The following is a 17,362-nucleotide window of genomic DNA, read 5'->3' on the forward strand; positions in this document are numbered from 1 at the left end:
CTGCTTGCGGCCCTGGACACCGGAGCGTTCGAAGAGTAACTATATGCCTACCTCATACGGTATGCAATCTACAGTCTGCCGCTGCCAGGGACTTCGATCAGGGGCCGGCGGACGGAGCAGAACCGGAAACGAGCGCACGGATCAGAGAGGTCCGGCGTGCGAGATGGAGGAGTTGAACGATGTCGCCAACGACCGGCACCGCTGCGGGGGACACCGCGACGAAGGCCACCACCAACGGTTCCGAACCCGCCCCGGAGCTGATCTCCGGGGGCCACCTGGTGGCCAAGGCGCTCAAGGCGGAGGGTGTCGACACGATCTTCACGTTGTGCGGCGGCCATATCATCGACATCTACGACGGCTGCGTCGACGAGGGCATCGAGGTCATCGACGTCCGGCACGAGCAGGTCGCGGCGCACGCGGCCGACGGCTACGCGCGGATCACCGGCCGCCCCGGTTGCGCCGTCGTCACCGCGGGACCGGGAACGACGGACGCCGTCACCGGTGTCGCGAACGCCCTGCGCGCGGAGAGCCCGATGCTGCTCATCGGCGGGCAGGGTGCGTTGACCCAGCACAAAATGGGCTCACTGCAGGATCTGCCGCACGTCGACATGATGGCGCCGATCACCAAGTTCTCCGCGACCGTCCCGCACACCGCGCGGGTGGCGGACCTGGTCTCGATGGCCTTCCGCGAGTGCTACCACGGCGCGCCCGGTCCGTCCTTTCTGGAGATCCCCCGCGACGTCCTCGACGCGAAGGTGCCGGTGGAGAAGGCGAGGATCCCCGCCGAAGGCCGGTACCGCGCGTCCACCCGCAACGCCGGCGACCCGGCCGACATCGAGAAACTGGCCGACCTCCTCGTCCATTCGAGGAAGCCGGCCATCCTGCTCGGCAGCCAGGTGTGGACTACCCGCGCCACCGGCCCGGCGACCGAGTTGGTGCGCGGGCTGAACATCCCGGCCTACATGAACGGTGCCGGGCGCGGCACGCTGCCGCCCGGCGACCCGCACCACTTCCAGCTCTCTCGCCGGTACGCGTTCGACAACGCCGACGTGATCGTCATCGTCGGCACCCCGTTCGACTTCCGCATGGGTTATGGCAAACGGCTCTCGCCGGACGCGACCGTCGTGCAGATCGATCTCGACTACCGCACCGTCGGGAAGAACCGGGACGTCGATCTCGGCATCGTCGGCGACGCGGGTCAGGTGCTCGCCGCGGTCGCGGAGGCGGCCACCGGCCGGGTCGACAACGGCGCCGTGGCGCGCAAGGTCTGGCTCGAGGAACTCCAGGACGTCGAGGCGAAGGCGAAGCAGAAGCGCCTGCCGTTTCAGCATTCCGACGCGAGCCCGATCCACCCGTACCGGCTGGTGCACGAGATCAACGAGTTCCTCACCGAGGACTCGCTCTACATCGGCGACGGCGGCGACATCGTGACCTTCTCCGGGCAGGTCGTCCAGCCGAAGGCGCCGGGGCACTGGATGGACCCCGGCCCGCTCGGGACCCTCGGCGTGGGGATCCCGTTCGTCCTCGCCGCGAAGCACGCACGGCCGGAAAAGGAGGTCGTCGCGCTCTTCGGCGACGGCGCGTTCAGCCTGACCGGATGGGACTTCGAAACCCTGGTGCGGTTCAACCTGCCGTTCGTCGGGATCGTCGGCAACAACTCCTCGATGAACCAGATCCGCTACGGCCAGGCGGCGAAGTACGGCCTCGGCCGGGAACGCGTCGGCAACACGCTCGGCGACGTCCCCTACGACGAGTTCGCCCGGATGCTCGGCGGGCACGGCGAGGCGGTACGCGACCCCGCGGACATCGGGCCCGCTTTGCTGCGCGCCCGCGAGTCCGGAAAGCCGTCGCTGATCAACGTTTGGATCGACCCGGACGTCTACGCGCCGGGAACCATGAACCAGACCATGTACAAGTAGCCGGGAGGGATCACCGATGGGAAAGGCACTCGACGGCGTCCGCGTCCTCGACATGACGCATGTCCAATCAGGACCTTCGTCCACGCAGATCCTGGCCTGGCTCGGCGCGGACGTGATCAAACTGGAGACACCCGGTCGCGGCGACATCACCCGCGGCCAGCTCAGGGACCTGCCCGGGGTGGACAGTCTCTACTTCACCATGCTCAACGCCAACAAGCGCAGCATCACCCTGAACATGAAGAGCGAGCAGGGAAAGCAGGTCTTCGAGCAGCTAGTGTCCAGTGTGGACGTACTGGTCGAGAACTTCGGCCCCGGAGTGGTCGACCGCTTCGGGTACCCCTGGGACCGGCTCGCGGAGCTGAACCCGCGGCTGATCTACGCCTCCATCAAGGGGTTCGGCCCCGGCCGGTACGCGGATTTCAAGGCCTACGAGGTCATCGCGCAGGCGATGGGCGGGGCGATGAGCACCACCGGTTTCGAGGACGGCCCGCCCACCGCGACCGGCGCCCAGATCGGTGATTCGGGCACCGGGATCCACCTGGTCGCCGCGATCCTGGCCGCGCTGTACCAGCGGACGAACACCGGCCGCGGGCAACGGGTCCAGGTCGCGATGCAGGACGCCGTGCTGAATCTGTGCCGCGTCAAGCTTCGTGACCAGCAACGGCTGGCGCACGGTCCGCTCGGCGAGTACCCGAACGACGTCTTCGGCGACGAGGTCCCGCGTTCGGGCAACGCGTCCGGCGGCGGGCAACCGGGCTGGGCGGTGAAATGCGCGCCGGGCGGGCCGAACGACTACATCTACGTGATCATCCAGCCGGTCGGCTGGGCGCCGATCACCCGGCTGATCGGGAAGCCCGAACTCGCCGAGGACCCGGACTGGGCCACCCCTGAAGCGCGACTGTCCAAACTGGACAAGGCGTTCGGGATGATCGAGGAATGGACCGAGAAGCACACCAAGTGGGAGGTGATGGAGGCGCTCAACGCCCACAACGTCCCCTGCGGCCCGATCCTGTCCACCAAGGAACTCGCCGAGGACGCCACGCTGGCCGAACTGGGCTCGGTCGTCGAGGTCGACCATCCCGAACGAGGTGCCTTCAAGACCGTGGGCTGCCCGTTGAAGCTGTCGGATTCGCCGGTCGAGGTCGAGCGCTCGCCCCTGCTCGGTGAGCACAACGCCGAGGTCTTCGGCGAACTCGGCTACGGCGAGGACGACCTGGACCGGCTGCGCGCGGCCGGCGTGATCTGAGGAGACCTTCATGGCAGACAAAGAGATCGTCGAGAAGATCCTCGAGAAGGTCGCCGCCGAGGGACGCGCGTCGCTCACCGCGCCGGAAGGCCGCCAGGTGTGCGAGGCGTACGGAATCCCGACGCCGGCGGAACGGCTTGCCACCACCGCGGAGGAGGCCGTCGCGCAGGCGGAGGAGATCGGCCTCCCGGTGGTGCTGAAGATCGTCTCGCCGGACATCCTGCACAAGACCGAGGCCGGCGGCGTGCTGGTCGGCCTGGCGACGGCGGACGCGGTGGCGGACGGTTTCCGGGCCGTCGTCGCCAATGCCGGGGCGTACGACGCCGACGCCGAGATCACCGGCGTCCAGGTGCAGCGGATGCTCAGCGGCGGGCACGAGGTGATCATCGGCGCCACCACGGACCCCACCTTCGGCAAGATCGTCGCCTTCGGGCTCGGCGGGGTACTGGTCGAGGTGCTCAAGGACGTCACGTTCCGGCTCGCCCCACTCGACCGCGACCAGGCGTTCTCGATGATCGACGGCATCGCGGCCGCCGAGATCCTGCGCGGCGTCCGCGGTGCGGAGCCGGTGAACAGGGACGCGCTGGCCGACGTGCTCACCCGTGTCGGCGCCCTGGTCACCGACTTCCCGCAACTGGCCGAGGTCGACCTCAACCCGGTGCTGGCCACCCCCGGCGGCGCCACCGCCGTCGACGTCCGGATCCTGGTGGACCCCGAAGCGGCGCGGGAGCCCGTGCGGTTCAGCCAGGAGGAGATCCTGGCGTCGATGACCCGGATCATGAAGCCGGCGTCGATCGCCGTCATCGGCGCCTCCGCCGAGACGGGCAAGATCGGCAATTCGGTGATGAAGAATCTGGTCGACGGCGGGTTCGCGGGCGAGATCCACCCCATCAACCCCAAAGCCGCCGAGATCCTCCACCGCAAGGCCTACGCGAGCATCTCCGAGGTGCCGGGGGACGTCGACGTCGCGGTGTTCGCCATCCCCGCCAAGTTCGTGCCCGCCGCGCTGGAGGAAGCGGGCCGGAAGGGGGTGGCCGGGGCGATCCTCATCCCGTCCGGGTTCGGCGAGACGGGCAATATCGAACTGCAGGATCAGGTCGTCGCGATCGCGCGGGAGCACGGGGTCCGGATCCTCGGCCCCAACATCTACGGCTACTACTACACGCCCGAGAATCTGTCGGCGACGTTCTGCACGCCGTACGACGTCAAGGGCGGGGTCGCGCTTTCCTCGCAGAGCGGCGGCATCGGGATGGCGATCCTCGGGTTCAGCCGGTCGGCGAAAATGGGCGTCTCCTCGATCGTCGGCGTCGGCAACAAGGCCGATATCGACGAGGACGATCTGCTCACTTTCTTCGAGCAGGACGAAAACACCGACCTGATCGCGATGCATCTCGAAGATCTCAAAGACGGACGATCCTTCGCGGAAACGGCGAAACGGGTTTCGGCGCGGAAACCGGTCGTCGTGCTCAAAGCGGGCCGTACCTCCGAAGGTGCGAAAGCGGCGGGCTCGCACACCGGGGCGCTCGCCGGCGACGACAAGGTCTACGACGACATCCTGCGTCAGAGCGGGGTCATCCGGGCGCCCGGGCTCAACGATCTGCTGGAGTACGCGCGCGGCATCCCGCTTCTCCCGACGCCCCAGGGCGAGAACGTCGTCATCATCACGGGCGCGGGCGGCTCCGGAGTCCTGCTTTCCGACGCCTGCGTGGACAACGGGCTGAACCTGATGGAGATCCCGCCCGATCTCGACGCTTCGTTCCGGGAATTCATCCCGCCGTTCGGTGCGGCGGGCAATCCGGTGGATATAACCGGCGGCGAACCACCTGCCACCTACCGGAACACGATCGCGCTCGGTTTGGCGGAAGAGCGAATCCACGCCTTGATCCTCGGCTATTGGCATACTATCGTCACCCCGCCGATGATCTTCGCGGAACTCGTTTCGGAAGTCGTATCCGAATATCGCGCGAAAGGGATCCACAAGCCCGTCGTCGCCTCGCTGGCAGGCGATGTCGAGGTCGAACAGGCCAGCGATTTCCTGTACGAGCACGGCGTCGTGGCCTATCCGTACACGACGGAGAAACCGGTCGCCGTGCTCGGCGCGAAGTATCGCTGGGCCCGTTCAGCGGGACTGCTCGGCTGACTTTCCGGACCAACCCGACCAAGGAGAATGACAATGACGTCATCGACCGCGGCACAACCACCCGGAGCGTACAAGGAAGTAATCGATTCGAACGGCCGGATCTATCGCGTCGGCGAAACCGATCGCGACATCATGGGCCGTCCACGATGGACGATGGTGATCCTGCCCTGGATCGCCATGATGGCCATCAGTTCCTCGGAATACGCGTTCACGTCGGCGGAGGAGACGCTGGCGGGTGCGCACGGCTGGCACGGGGCGACCATCTTCTGGTTGCTCGGGGTCTGGGTGTTCTTCCAGGCGATCGTCGCCTTCCCCGCCGGGAAGATGCGGGAGAACGGGACGTTGCCCGCCAAAGCGGCGATGCTGCTGGGCGCGACAGGCACCCTTTTGTCCTACCTGGCCCTCGCGTACGCGCCCAGTGAGTTCTGGGCGTATCTGGGCTTCGGCTTCTTCGGCGGTGGCGGGGCCGGCCTGGTCTACGCGACCTGCGTGAACATGGTGGGGAAGTGGTACCCGGAGCGCAGGGGCGGGAAGACCGGATTCGTCAACGGCGGCTTCGCCTACGGTTCGGTGCCCTTCATCTTCATCTTCACGTCCTATATGGACCTTTCCAACTTTTCGGGCGTCCTGCTCGTGGTCGGCCTCTTCCTGACGGCGACCGTCGCGGTCAGCGGCTTCTTCTTCAAGGACCCGCCGAAGAACTGGTGGCCGTCGCATGTGGACCCGCTGAAGGTGTCCGACGACCCGCGGGTCCGCCGGTCCCTGCAGAAGAACCCGCCGGCGGTCCGGCAGTACACGCCGAAGGAAGCCCTCCGGACCGGGATGCTGCCGCTGATGTGGTTCTGCCTGCTGTGCACGGCCGGGGTGAACATCTTCGGCATCGCGATGCAGGTCCCGTTCGGCAACGAGATGGGCTTCGCTGGCGGCATCGTCGCGCTCGCGATGAGCCTGAAGGCGATCATCAACGGCACCGGGCGCGGCGTGATCGGCTGGATCTCCGACCGCTACGGGCGACGGCAGACGTTGTTCATGGTCTGCGTGGTGCTGGGCCTCGCCCAGTTCGCCGTGTACCTGTCCGGTTCGATCGGCAGCATGCCGCTGTTCCTGCTCGCGTCGATGATCTCCGGTTTCGGCGGCGGCGCGATCTTCCCACTGTTCGCGGCGATGACGGCGGACTTCTACGGCGAGAACAACAACGCCAGCAACTACGGCCTGGTGTACAGCTCGAAGCTGATCTCGGGCCTGGTCGGCTCCGGCGTCGGGGCGATGGTCGTGGTGGCTTGGGGCTACGGCGGCGCGTTCTTCCTCGCCGGCGCGACGAGTCTGTTCGCGGCCGCGCTCAGTCTCCTGCTGCGCCAACCGGGGCGTTCGCGCACGCGCACTCCGCGGCGTGAGCAGGAGCTGAACCCGGCTTAGTCCTCCTTCGGACGTTCGTGGAAGGCCTGCCGGGTGCGCTCGGTGTGCTGGTTCATGATCTTTTCGGCGGCGACGGCGTCACCGGCGGCGATGGCCTTGATCAGTTCCTCGTGTTCCTGCCAGGCGTCGTGGCTGCGAGGACGGGCGATCGGCGTGTAGTACCAGCGGACCCGGCGATCGACCATGCCGATCATTTCGGCGAGGACCGTGTTACCGGACAGCTCGGTGATGAACGCGTGGAGCGCGGCGTTGGCCGCGACGAGGCCTTCGGTGTCGTCGGCGGCCAGCGCCTCCAGCCCGGTCTTCTGCAGTTCCCACAAACGCTCGACGTCCTCCTCGCCGGCCCTGTCGGCGGCGAGACGGGCGGAGTGCGCCTCCAGGACGGTGCGCACGCTGAGCAGCTGGTCGGCTTCCTCGTCGGTGGGCATGTGCACGAAGGCGCCCTGCGCGGGGCGGAGGTCGACCCAGCCTTCGCTCTGCAGTCGCTGCAACGCCTCCCGGACGGGCTGCCTGCTGACACCCAGGTATTCGGCGAGGTCCGCCTCGACCAGGTGCTGACCGGGTTCGAGCGTCCGGTTGATGATCAGCTCCGCGAGTGCGTCGTAGACGACCTGGCGCAGGGGAGCGGGCCGCTCGACGCGTTTGGCCGTCGCCGGGTTGAGCGTGCCCTTCGTCCTGCGGCCGGTGGGGCCGCGGTCGGGAAGGGGTGAAACGGGCTGGCTCACAGGACCTCCGGATGACTCGTCCGGTTCAGGATACAGGTTTTGGTATGCAAAATCCCGACATTCCTCCTTCGGCCCGCATTTCGTCCTCTGAATGCGGTGACTCGCGTGTCCGGGGGCGTAACTCGCGTGATCGGGCGGCGAACTCGCGTGATTGGAGGCGCAACTCGCGTGATTGGATGCGTAACACGCTGAGGGTCGCATCGCGCCGTGAGTTGCGGCTCAAGCACGCGAGTTACACCCTCAAGCACGCGAGTTACGCGCTCAAGCACGCGAGTTACGCGTTGAAGCACGCGAGACCCGGCTTGGTGCACGCGCGTCCGGGGTGCATTCAGAGGACGAAACGCGGCGGGTCTTGGCGCGGCGACCATCTACAGGATACTGTATGCAATCTGGTCTTCGGGTGAGCAGGAGGCATGTATGAAGGTCGCTGTTCTGGGTGCGGGGGCGATCGGCGCGTACGCCGGGGCCGCGCTGCACCGAGGCGGGGCGGAGGTCCACCTCATCGCGAGACGGGCGCACGGCGACGCGATGCGCGCGCACGGCGTGCGGGTGCTCAGCCCGCGCGGGAACTTCACCGCCCGGCCTCACGTCACCGACGATCCGGCGCAAGTCGGTCCCGTCGATTTCGTCTTCCTCGGCCTGAAGGCGAATTCGTACGCCTCCTGCGGACCGCTGATCGCGCCGTTGCTGGGCGACGACACCGCGATCGTGGCCGCGCAGAACGGGATCCCGTGGTGGTACTTCCACGGTCTCACCGGGCATCCGCTGGAAAACCGGCGCATCGAGACGGTCGACCCCGGCGGCGCGGTCAGCGAGGTCCTCGAACTGCGCCGCGCGATCGGCTGCGTCGTCTACTGCTCGACGGTGATCGAGGAACCCGGCGTGATCCGCCATCTCGAAGGGACCCGGTTCGCTTTGGGCGAGCCCAAAGGCGGCGTTTCGTCCCGGTGTGCGACGCTCGCCGACGCGATGATCGCGGGCGGGTTGAAGGCGCCGGTCGAACTCGACCTGCGCGACGAGATCTGGGTCAAGCTCATGGGCAACGTCGCCTTCAACCCGCTCAGCGCGCTGACCAGGGCGACCATGGTCCAGATCTGCGAGCACCCGGAAACCAGGGAGCTCGTCGCCGCGATGATGAACGAGACCCTCGCGATCGCCCGCGCCGCCGGCTCCGACCCGAAGGTGTCCGTCGAGAAACGCATCGACGGTGCCTGGCGCGTCGGCCACCACAAGACGTCGATGCTTCAGGACCTCGAAGCGGGCAAGCCGCTGGAGATCGACGCGATCATCGGCGCCGTCGTCGAGCTTTCGGAGCTGACCGGCGTGCCCGCACCGGCGCTGCGGCACGTCCACGCGGCGATCGGCCTGCTCGACCAGACCGTGAACGCCGTTCCCGTCGGAGCGCACTGAATCGGAGGGACCGATGAAGCGCAAGAACACCGAACCGTATGTCCGCCTCACTCAGCCATTGGTCCGCGATTCGGGCGAGTTGCGCCTGGCGAACTGGGAGGAGGCGCTGGAGCGCGCCGCCGCCGGGTTCCGGCGCACGCTCGAAGCCAAGGGGCCCGAGGCCTTCGGCATGTTCTCGTGTGCCAGGGCGACCAACGAGATGAACTACGTGGCGCAGAAGTTCACGCGCGCGGTGATCGGCACGAACAACGTCGACTCGTGCAACCGCACCTGTCATGCGCCGAGTGTCGCCGGGCTGGCGCGGGTGTTCGACAGCGGCGGCGGGACGTCGTCGTACCAGGAGATCGAGGACGCCGACGTCATCGTCGTCTGGGGCGGCAATCCGCGCGAGGCGCATCCGATCTTCTTCCAGCACGTGCTCAAGGCCGTCCACCGCGGGGCCAAACTGTTCGTCATCGACCCGCGCCGGACCAGCACCGCGAGCTGGGCACACCGGCAGCTCCAGTTGCACGTCGGCACGGACATCCCGCTGGCGCACGCGGTCGCCCGCGAGATCATCCACTCCGGACTGGCCAACACCGCGTTCATCGAACGTGCCACCGAGGGGTTCGCCGAGTTCGCCGCCTCCGTCGAACCCTGGACACTCGAGGCCGCCGAGGAGGTCACCGGCGTCCCGGCCGAGCTGATCCGCGAACTCGCGCACACCTACGCCCGCGCGGATCGCGGGCAGCTGTCGTGGACGCTCGGGATCACCGAACACCACAACGGCACGGACAACGTGCTGTCCCTGATCAATCTCGCGCTGCTAGCCGGGCACGTCGGCAGGTACGGCGCCGGGCTGAACCCGTTGCGCGGGCAGAACAACGTCCAGGGCGGCGGGGACATGGGCGCGATCCCGGACCGGCTGCCCGGATTCCAGAACATCCTCGACGCGGACGTCAGGGCGAAGTTCGACGCGGCGTGGGGCTCGGCCATCCCGCCGCGCAAGGGCCTCAACCTCACCCAGATGCTCGACGCGATGGAGCGCGGGGAGCTGACCTGCGTCTACATCATCGGGGAGAACCCGGTGCAGTCGGAGGCGGACTGCGAGCACACGATCAAACGTCTGTCCAATGTGGAGCATCTGGTGGTGCAGGACATCTTCCTCACCAAGACCGCGCGCCTGGCCGACGTCGTGCTGCCGGCTTCGGCGGCCTGGTGCGAATCCGACGGCACCTTCACCAACAGCGAACGCCGGGTCCAGCGCGTCCGCAAGGCGCTCGAACCGCCGGAGGGTGCTCGCGACGACATCCGGTTGCTGTGCGAGCTGGCCCGGCGCCTGGGCCACGACTGGAACTACGAGGGTGGCGAAGACGTCTGGAACGAGCTCCGGACGCTGTCACCGATGCACGCGGGCATGAGCTACGCGCGGTTGGAGGAGCTCGGCGGCATCCAATGGCCGTGCTACCGCGAGGACGAACTCGAGCCGACCTTCCTGCACGGCCGCCTCTGGGAGGAGGATCCGGCGAAACGCGGCCGCCCGGCGCCGTTCACCGTGATCGCACACAGCCCGCCGGTGGATCTGCTCACCGACGACTTCCCGATCCGGCTGACCACCGGCAGGCGGCTGGACTCCTACAACACCGGCGTCCAGTCCGGCGGCTTCCCCTCGCCGCTGCGGCGCGGGGAGACACTCGACCTGTGCCGCGCCGACGCCGCCGCACTCGGCGTCGTCGAGGACGAGGTCGTGCGGATCTCGTCGCGTCGTGGCGAGATCGAGGCGCCGGTCCGGATCGACGAGGGACTGCGCCCGGGGCTGGCGTTCATGACCTTCCACTTCCCGGACGAGATCGACGTCAACGTCATCACCATCGAGGCGACCTGCCCGGTCGCGGGCACGGCCGAGTACAAGGCCGCCGCGATCCGGGTGGAGAAGCTGTCCGCCACCGTGTGAGGAGTCCGGAATGGACCTGCGCTTCCTGAACGCCGAACCGACGGACGCAGAGCGGGCCGCGGTCGACGTGCTCGGCGCCGGAGGCCGCGATCAGCTGCTTCCCGCGTTGCACGCCGTGAACGACCGGATCGGCTGGATCAGCCAGGGAGCGCTGAACCACATCTGCCGACGGCTGAACGTCCCTCCGGCCGAGGCGTACGGGGTGGCCAGCTTCTACGCGCTGTTCTCGCTGAAGGAGCGGCCGCCGCGTGTTCTCCACGTTTGCACGGACCTGGCGTGCCGGGTCAACGGCGCGGAGGCGCTGTCCGAGGCCGCCGCCGCGGCGGGACACGACTGGCATCGCAGCCCGTGCCTGGGTGTCTGCGAACGAGCCCCCGCTGCGCTGGACTTCGAGGCGGGCGACCCCGCTGAGTACCGAGTCCTCGCTCCGGCCACGCCGGGCGACTTCGCCAGTGGAACGTCCAAAGGGAACGAAACGCCGGTATCGGTGCCCCAGCAAGGTGAGCCTGGGCTGCGTTTGTTGCGTCGCGTCGGCGTCGTCGACCCGGAGAGCCTGGACGCCTACCGGGCGTCCGGTGGGTACGCGGCGTTGAGGAACGCGTTGCTGCTCGGGCCGGCCGGGGTCATCCGCGAGGTGACCGACTCGGGGCTGATGGGCCGAGGCGGGGCCGCGTTCCCGACCGGCCGGAAGTGGGACGCCACCGCCAGGCAACCGGTGCGAACGCGGTATCTCGTCTGCAACGCCGACGAAAGCGAACCGGGCACGTTCAAGGATCGCGTGCTGATCGAGGGGGACCCGTTCGCGCTGGTCGAGGCGATGACGATCGCCGCTTTCGCCATCGGGGCGCAGAAGGGCTACGTCTATCTTCGCGGCGAGTACCCACGCGCGCTGAGGGTGCTGCGCAACGCCGTCGACATCGCCCGCGAACGAGGGTTCCTGGGCGAGGACATCATGGGGCGTCGAGGTTTCTCGTTCGACATCGAGATCAGACGGGGCGCGGGCGCCTACATCTGCGGCGAGGAAACGGCGATCTTCAACTCGATCGAAGGCTTCCGCGGCGAGCCGAGGACCAAACCGCCGTTCCCGGTGGAGAAAGGGTTGTTCGGCAAGCCGACGGTGGTGAACAACGTCGAGACCCTGGTCAACGTCCCGCTCATCCTCACCGAGGGCGGTGCGGCCTACCGCCGTATCGGGACCGAACGCTCTTCCGGGCCGAAACTGTTCTGCCTGTCCGGCAGCGTCCGGCGTCCCGGTGTGTACGAGGTGCCGTTCGGGACGACGCTGGGCGAGCTGATCGACCTGGCCGGGGGAGTGCCGGCGGGCCGCGAACTCCGGGCGATCCTGCTCGGTGGCGCGGCGGGTGGTTTCGTGCGCCCGGACGAGACCACCCTGCCGTTGACCATGGAGGACGCCCGCGCGGAGGGCACCACCCTCGGTTCGGGTGTCGTGCTGATGCTGGACGATCAGGCCGACCTCGGCGGGTTCCTGCTGCGGATCGCGGCGTTCTTCCGGGACGAGTCGTGCGGGCAGTGTGTGCCGTGCCGGATCGGGACCGTGCGGCAGGAGGAGGCGCTGCACCGGATCGTCGGCGGACGCAAGCTCGGTACGGACGGAGACGATCTCGTGGTGCTGCGTGAAGTCGGCCAGGTGATGCGTGATTCGTCCATCTGCGGGCTGGGCCAGACCGCTTGGAACGCCATCGAGTCGGCGATCGACCGCTTGGGCGCACTGGAGGAGCAGTCGTGACCATTGTCGAGATAGGACTCCCGCGTCGGCTCGTCGAGTTCACTGTGGACGGTGAGGTCGCCCGGGTTCCGGAAGGCTCCACGATCCTCGACGCGTGCGCCGCGGTGGGCAAGGAAATCCCGACACTGTGCTACGGGGACACCCTCGAACCGGCCAACGCCTGCCGCGTGTGCATGGTGGAGGTCGAGGGTTCGCGCACGCTCGTGCCGTCGTGCTCCCGCAAGGCGGAACCGGGCATGGTGGTACGGACCGAGACCGATCGGACGCGGCTCAGCCGCAAGGTGGTGCTCGAACTCCTCGGTTCGGCGACGGATCTGTCCACCACGCCCGGCGTCGCGGACTGGATGGCCGAAAGCGGCGCTGCACCTGAGCGTTTCGGGCCACCCGCACCGCCGGCGGACGACCGGGACGAGCGCCGCCCGGGAGAACACGAGATCCCGGACGGGAACACGGCGGCGACGGTGTGCCAGCCGGTCAAAGTGGACAACGAGCTGTACGTCCGCGACTACGGGAAATGCATCCAGTGCTACAAGTGCGTCGACGCGTGCGGCGAGCAATGGCAGAACACTTTCGCCATCACCATGGCGGGGCGGGGTTTCGACGCGCGGATCTCGACGGAGTTCGCGAATCCGCTGCCGGACAGCGCGTGTGTCTACTGTGGAAACTGTGTCGAGGTCTGCCCGACCGGCGCGCTGAGCTTCAAACGCGAGCACGACAAGCGCGAGGACGGCACCTGGGACGAGTCGCGGCAGACCGCGACGACCACCGTCTGCACTTTCTGCGGCGTCGGCTGCAACCTCACCCTGCATGTCCAGGACAACGAGATCGTCAAGGTCACCTCGCCGCACGAGAGTTCGGTGACCCACGGGAACCTCTGCATCAAGGGCCGCTTCGGCTGGCAGCACGTCCAGAACCGCTGAGGTCGTGAGCGGCGCCAGGTGGCGTGCCGCGAAAGCCACTTTGGCGGCTTTTCAACTTAGGTTCCCAAACTCATGAACGGAACCCAAGTCAAAAAGGGTGCTGGACCTGCGGGAACGCGGGTCCAGCACTCCACCACTGATCATGTCCCTGCCCTGGTGTTGCGTGCTGTGTCGGCTAGACTCGACGTGCACAAAATGGGGTCCAATGGCGACCGCCGCCCAGCGAGCTTGCTGGGGGTTTGTTCATGACGAAAGCTTTGACTCGCCGTCTGTCGGGTCGCCGTCTGTCAGAGGTAATCGACTCTGGGGAGTATCCGCAGCTGCGCGCGGTCATTTACGCGAGGGCCTCGAACGCGGTCAAGGGTCGGAAGGTCTCGGTGGCCTCGCAGATCGCGACGGGCCGCAAGTTCTGCTCCCAACACGGCATCGCCGTGGTCGCGGTCCTGGTGGACAACAACCTGTCGGGGTCGCGGTACGCGACCGAGGAACGCCAGGACTACAACGAGGCGTTGCGGCTGTTGTCGACCGGGCAGGCAAACACGCTGTGGACGTGGGAGAACTCCCGGGCTCAGCGGAACCTGTCGGTGTTCGCCAAGCTGCGCGACATTCTGGAAAAGGTCGGGGGCTACTGGGCTTACGACGACCGGATCTATGACATGAACGATCCGGACGACCGGATCGACACCGCCGAGGACGCCGTCGACGCGGAGCGGGAGTCGGAGAAGATCCGCAAGCGGACCCGCCGAGGTGTCGAGGCCCGCGCAATGGAAGGGCTGTGGGCTGGCCCGCTGGGCTACGGCTACCGGATCGTCTATGACCAGCGGACGGGCGAGGCACACCGCGAGGTTGATCCGGAGACGGCGCCGATCGCGGAGGCGATCGTGGACCGGCTGATCGAGGAACCGAACGCGTCGGTCCTGGTTCGGGAGCTGATCGAAGCGGGTGTGCCGTGCGCTCGCGGTCACGCGTGGCGGGCAGATCATGTGAAGAAGCTGCAACACCTGTCGAAGGACCCGCACGGCTGGGCGAAGCTCATCGACTCACTGTCCACCGCGCAGCAGGAGGCCGCGTATGAGGCGCTGGTGCGGGCGCGGAAGGACACACCGTCGCAGGTCGCGCAGCAGATGAACCGGGAACAGTGGGATCACCCGCTGCCCGGCGAGTGGAATGTCTCCAAGGTCCGCAACATCGCGCTCAGCCCTGTGATCGCCGGGTTGCGGGTGTTCCGCAAACAGATCATCGGCAAAGGAGTCTGGCAGCCGATCATCAGCGATCGGAAACGCGCGCTGATAGTGGCCCGCCTGGGCGATCCGAGCCGCAGTACGGTGCGCGACGGAACGCGGGTCAAGTACTTGCAGACCGGGATCCTGTTGTGCGGGATCTGCGAGACGCCGACCCGGTCCACCCCGCTGCACCGGGCGCGACCCGGCTACCGCTGTCCCCATGGGCATCTCATGCGGGACATGGAACGCACGGACGCCTACGTAGTGGAGGCGGTGCTGACTCGACTGGAGTCCGAGGACGCGCGGGAGCTGTTCCGGTATGAGGACCAGGCTGACGAGCTGACGAAGGCCGTAGCGACCGCGCGGGAGCTGCGCGCCCGGCTGGACGGGTTCACCGACTCGGCCGCCAGCGGCGGGATCGGGCCGGAACGGTTGTCGCGGATCGAGGCGAAGCTGGTGCCTCAGATCGAGGCGGCTGAGGAACGCGTGCGCCAGATCGGAGTGTCGCCGGTTGTCGCGGACCTGCTCGGCGCGGACGCCAGGTCGGTGTGGGCGGGGCTGTCGCTGTCGCAACAGAGGGAGGTGCTGCGGGCGGTGGTCACTCCCCGCCTGCTGCCCACCAAGGGAGGGCGCGCACCGTTCAACCCGGACGACATCATGCTGACCTGGCTGGGCGCCCCGGCATCCATACCGGGAGTGGACAAGCCGTTCGACGACGAGGACCTGCTGGCCGAGGTCAGCTGAGACAAAGAGAGCGTGGCCCCGGCATCCTGTGAGGATGCCGGGGCCACGTGCTGTCAGCCGACTGCCTTGTTCAGGTGGACTCGGCGCACGGTCGGGCCGAAGATGCAGGAGAGCCGGTCACGTTGAGCCATGGTGAACGGCGGTGCGGTGGCCGCCGCATTTCGGGCGGCCTGGAGAGCGGCGGGGGTGAGCACGGAGGCTGGATCGGTGATCGCCGTGCCGGATCGGGTGTCAGCCACGGCCGGTCTCCCGGCCCTCGGCGGCCCGGTACGGGGTGTCTCCGGCGGTCTCAGCGGGCACAAGCGGTGCCCCCTGACGGGTGCGGGGGTCTACCAGCGGGGTGACCTTCCTTTCGGTGGAGATGACGACGCCGAAGGCGGCCAGCAGGGTTACCAGGCCGGTGATGACTCCGGTGGTGGCGTTGCCCTGGTCGGTGGTGATCAGTCCGGATCCGACGAGGCCGGACACGATCGCGGTGAGCGCGCCGACGACGGATCCGGCGATGCGCAGGGGGTAGCGGGACACGGTACTTACTCCTTGGGTTTGCGGGGTGGGAGGGAATCGAGGTAGTCGTAGGCGCGCACGAACGCGCGGGCGGTTTTCCAGGCCAGCCAGACGAACAGGACGAGCAGGAGCAGCCAGCCGCCGTTGCCGGTCACGGGATCGTCAGCCACTGGCCCGCGTAGATGCGGTTCGGGTTCGAGATGTTGTTCCGCGAGGCGAGAGCGGAGACGCTGGTGCCGAACTTCGCGGCGATGCCGGAGAGGGTGTCCCCGGACCGGACCCGGTATCGCTGGCCGCTGGAAGTGCCGCCGCGGATTCGGATCTTCTGCCCGGCGTAGACGCGGTTCGGGTCGGAGATCCCGTTGAGCGCGGCCAGCGCGGCGACGGTGGTGCCGAACCGGGCGGCGATGCCGGAGAGGGTGTCCCCGGAGCGGACGGTGTAGACCTCGGTGTCGGCCGGTGGCGTCGGTGTCGGCGGAACCGGCTGCGGCGCCGGGCCGCTGCCGCCGGTAACGAGATCGGACAGCGTGAACTGCCCGACGGTGGCGTTGCGGTCGACGTGGCCGCCGATGCCGGGAACGGTCCCGGTCTGGGTGTGCTGGTGCAGCGCGAGTCTCGGGTGGGTCCAGCCGGGGTTTCCGGGGTTGCCGTTGTAGCGGGCGATCCACAGCAACACGCCGTCATCAGCCCACCGGGCGGGGTCGAGGACTCGGGTGAACCAGTCCAGGTTCGCGTACACCAGAACCTTGCGGACGCCGGTCGCGGCGCGCAGGCGTGCGATGAACCGCGGAATGAAGGCGTTGGCGGTGCCGCGCAGTTCGGCGGCTTCCATGTCGAGCATCGGCGCCAGGGATCCGCTGGTGTGCAGGTTGTTCTGGCGCAGGTGGTTGGCGAAGTGATCGGCCTGGGCGTCCGGGTCGCCGGGGCGGGCGAAGTGGTAGCCGCCGGGGACGACGCCGGCGAGCCGGGCAGCTGGGACGCGGGGGCCGCTGGTGCGGTCGGTGTAGCCGGTGCCTTCGGTGAGTTTGAACGAGCAGTAGGTGATTCCGTTGCCTCGCACGGCGTTCCAGTCGTTGACTGTGTTCCAGTGCGACACATCGATGCCGTAGTCGGTCAAGGGGTTGGTGGTCCTTCGGGTGGGCGGTTCATCTGGGCGCGCAGGGCGCCGACTTCGAGCAGCAGCCGCGCGTTCTCCTGGCGCACGGCGGACAGTTCGGTTTTCACGGCCGTGAGTTCGGCCAGGACGTCGCGGGTGTGCGTGGCGCGGTCTTTCAGCAGCGCCTGATATCCGGCGTGCAGTTCGGCCAGCGCCTGGTGATCGGCCGTGGTGCGGGCGATGCGGATCGCGCGGCGGGCCGCGAGCAGTCCGGTGAGGGCACCGGTTGCGGGGCCGAGGGTCGCGGCCAGCGCGGTGAGCCAGTCAGGCGTCACGGGC

The 17,362-nt window shown here is 68.0% G+C and carries 15 protein-coding genes; 9 read left to right on the forward strand and 6 right to left on the reverse strand.

Annotated features, from left to right (window positions below; genetic code table 11):
- Window positions 1-179 precede the first annotated feature (179 nt).
- The 4 genes from H4W30_RS07390 to H4W30_RS07405 are packed head-to-tail and all read left to right on the forward strand — an operon-like array spanning window position 180 to window position 6,721.
- On the forward strand, window positions 180-1,919 hold the full coding sequence (locus tag H4W30_RS07390; protein ID WP_225948809.1) for a thiamine pyrophosphate-binding protein: 1,740 nt from the start codon (window positions 180-182) through the stop codon (window positions 1,917-1,919).
- Window positions 1,920-1,935: 16 nt separating this feature from the next.
- Window positions 1,936-3,165: a formyl-CoA transferase gene (frc, locus tag H4W30_RS07395; RefSeq protein ID WP_192742077.1), complete on the forward strand. Its 1,230-nt coding sequence runs from the start codon at window positions 1,936-1,938 to the stop codon at window positions 3,163-3,165.
- 10 nt (window positions 3,166-3,175) lie between these two features.
- On the forward strand, window positions 3,176-5,305 hold the full coding sequence (locus H4W30_RS07400; RefSeq protein ID WP_192742078.1) for an acetate--CoA ligase family protein: 2,130 nt from the start codon (window positions 3,176-3,178) through the stop codon (window positions 5,303-5,305).
- A gap of 33 nt (window positions 5,306-5,338) precedes the next feature.
- On the forward strand, window positions 5,339-6,721 hold the full coding sequence (locus H4W30_RS07405; protein ID WP_192742079.1) for an OFA family MFS transporter: 1,383 nt from the start codon (window positions 5,339-5,341) through the stop codon (window positions 6,719-6,721).
- On the opposite strand, the gene H4W30_RS07410 is transcribed toward H4W30_RS07405, so the two are convergent.
- Window positions 6,718-7,446, reverse strand: a complete 729-nt coding sequence (locus H4W30_RS07410) for a GntR family transcriptional regulator (protein WP_192742080.1) — start codon at window positions 7,444-7,446, stop codon at window positions 6,718-6,720. The genes H4W30_RS07405 and H4W30_RS07410 overlap by 4 nt on opposite strands.
- Window positions 7,447-7,863: 417 nt before the next feature.
- Between H4W30_RS07410 and H4W30_RS07415 the strand changes: the two genes are divergently transcribed.
- The 5 genes from H4W30_RS07415 (at window position 7,864) to H4W30_RS07435 (ending at window position 15,423) form a co-directional block, all read left to right on the forward strand.
- Window positions 7,864-8,856, forward strand: a complete 993-nt coding sequence (locus H4W30_RS07415; RefSeq protein WP_192742081.1) for a 2-dehydropantoate 2-reductase — start codon at window positions 7,864-7,866, stop codon at window positions 8,854-8,856.
- Between the two features lie 13 nt (window positions 8,857-8,869).
- A complete protein-coding gene (locus H4W30_RS07420; protein WP_192742082.1) occupies window positions 8,870-10,789 on the forward strand; it encodes a molybdopterin oxidoreductase family protein in 1,920 nt (639 codons plus the stop codon).
- A 10-nt stretch (window positions 10,790-10,799) separates the two neighbouring features.
- The gene (locus H4W30_RS07425) at window positions 10,800-12,536 is read left to right on the forward strand and encodes an NADH-ubiquinone oxidoreductase-F iron-sulfur binding region domain-containing protein (RefSeq protein WP_192742083.1); all 1,737 of its coding nucleotides are present in this window, start codon (window positions 10,800-10,802) and stop codon (window positions 12,534-12,536) included.
- Window positions 12,533-13,456, forward strand: coding sequence for a 2Fe-2S iron-sulfur cluster-binding protein (locus tag H4W30_RS07430; RefSeq protein ID WP_192742084.1), 924 nt, complete (start codon window positions 12,533-12,535; stop codon window positions 13,454-13,456). The genes H4W30_RS07425 and H4W30_RS07430 overlap by 4 nt, the downstream gene beginning before the upstream one ends.
- 245 nt (window positions 13,457-13,701) lie before the next feature.
- On the forward strand, window positions 13,702-15,423 hold the full coding sequence (locus tag H4W30_RS07435) for a recombinase family protein (protein WP_192742085.1): 1,722 nt from the start codon (window positions 13,702-13,704) through the stop codon (window positions 15,421-15,423).
- 53 nt (window positions 15,424-15,476) lie between these two features.
- Here H4W30_RS07435 and H4W30_RS07440 read toward each other — a convergent pair whose 3' ends face one another.
- The 5 genes from H4W30_RS07440 to H4W30_RS07460 are packed head-to-tail and all read right to left on the reverse strand — an operon-like array spanning window position 15,477 to window position 17,358.
- Window positions 15,477-15,662 carry a hypothetical protein gene (locus tag H4W30_RS07440; RefSeq protein WP_192742086.1) on the reverse strand — a complete coding sequence of 62 codons (186 nt, stop codon included), beginning with the start codon at window positions 15,660-15,662 and terminating at the stop codon, window positions 15,477-15,479.
- Window positions 15,655-15,948: a hypothetical protein gene (locus H4W30_RS07445; RefSeq protein WP_192742087.1), complete on the reverse strand. Its 294-nt coding sequence runs from the start codon at window positions 15,946-15,948 to the stop codon at window positions 15,655-15,657. Before H4W30_RS07445 ends, H4W30_RS07440 begins: the two co-directional genes overlap by 8 nt.
- A gap of 5 nt (window positions 15,949-15,953) precedes the next feature.
- A complete protein-coding gene (locus tag H4W30_RS07450; protein ID WP_158005398.1) occupies window positions 15,954-16,097 on the reverse strand; it encodes a hypothetical protein in 144 nt (47 codons plus the stop codon).
- The gene (locus H4W30_RS43655) at window positions 16,079-17,044 is read right to left on the reverse strand and encodes a LysM peptidoglycan-binding domain-containing protein (protein ID WP_225948811.1); all 966 of its coding nucleotides are present in this window, start codon (window positions 17,042-17,044) and stop codon (window positions 16,079-16,081) included. The genes H4W30_RS07450 and H4W30_RS43655 overlap by 19 nt, the downstream gene beginning before the upstream one ends.
- Window positions 17,041-17,358 (reverse strand): hypothetical protein, encoded by a 318-nt coding sequence (locus H4W30_RS07460; protein ID WP_192742088.1) that lies wholly within the window; start codon window positions 17,356-17,358, stop codon window positions 17,041-17,043. Before H4W30_RS07460 ends, H4W30_RS43655 begins: the two co-directional genes overlap by 4 nt.
- Window positions 17,359-17,362: the final 4 nt, after the last annotated feature.

The organism is Amycolatopsis roodepoortensis, from assembly GCF_014873915.1.
Taxonomy (GTDB): Bacteria; Actinomycetota; Actinomycetes; order Mycobacteriales; family Pseudonocardiaceae; genus Amycolatopsis; species Amycolatopsis roodepoortensis.

Excerpts from the sequence above, each read along its gene's own strand:
- H4W30_RS07390 (WP_225948809.1), top strand. The coding sequence starts at position 180 with ATGTCGCCAACGACCGGCACCGCTGCGGGGGACACCGCGACGAAGGCC.
- frc (WP_192742077.1), top strand. The coding sequence starts at position 1,936 with ATGGGAAAGGCACTCGACGGCGTCCGCGTCCTCGACATGACGCATGTC.
- H4W30_RS07400 (WP_192742078.1), top strand. The coding sequence starts at position 3,176 with ATGGCAGACAAAGAGATCGTCGAGAAGATCCTCGAGAAGGTCGCCGCC.
- H4W30_RS07405 (WP_192742079.1), top strand. The coding sequence starts at position 5,339 with ATGACGTCATCGACCGCGGCACAACCACCCGGAGCGTACAAGGAAGTA.
- H4W30_RS07415 (WP_192742081.1), top strand. The coding sequence starts at position 7,864 with ATGAAGGTCGCTGTTCTGGGTGCGGGGGCGATCGGCGCGTACGCCGGG.
- H4W30_RS07420 (WP_192742082.1), top strand. The coding sequence starts at position 8,870 with ATGAAGCGCAAGAACACCGAACCGTATGTCCGCCTCACTCAGCCATTG.
- H4W30_RS07425 (WP_192742083.1), top strand. The coding sequence starts at position 10,800 with ATGGACCTGCGCTTCCTGAACGCCGAACCGACGGACGCAGAGCGGGCC.
- H4W30_RS07435 (WP_192742085.1), top strand. The coding sequence starts at position 13,702 with ATGACGAAAGCTTTGACTCGCCGTCTGTCGGGTCGCCGTCTGTCAGAG.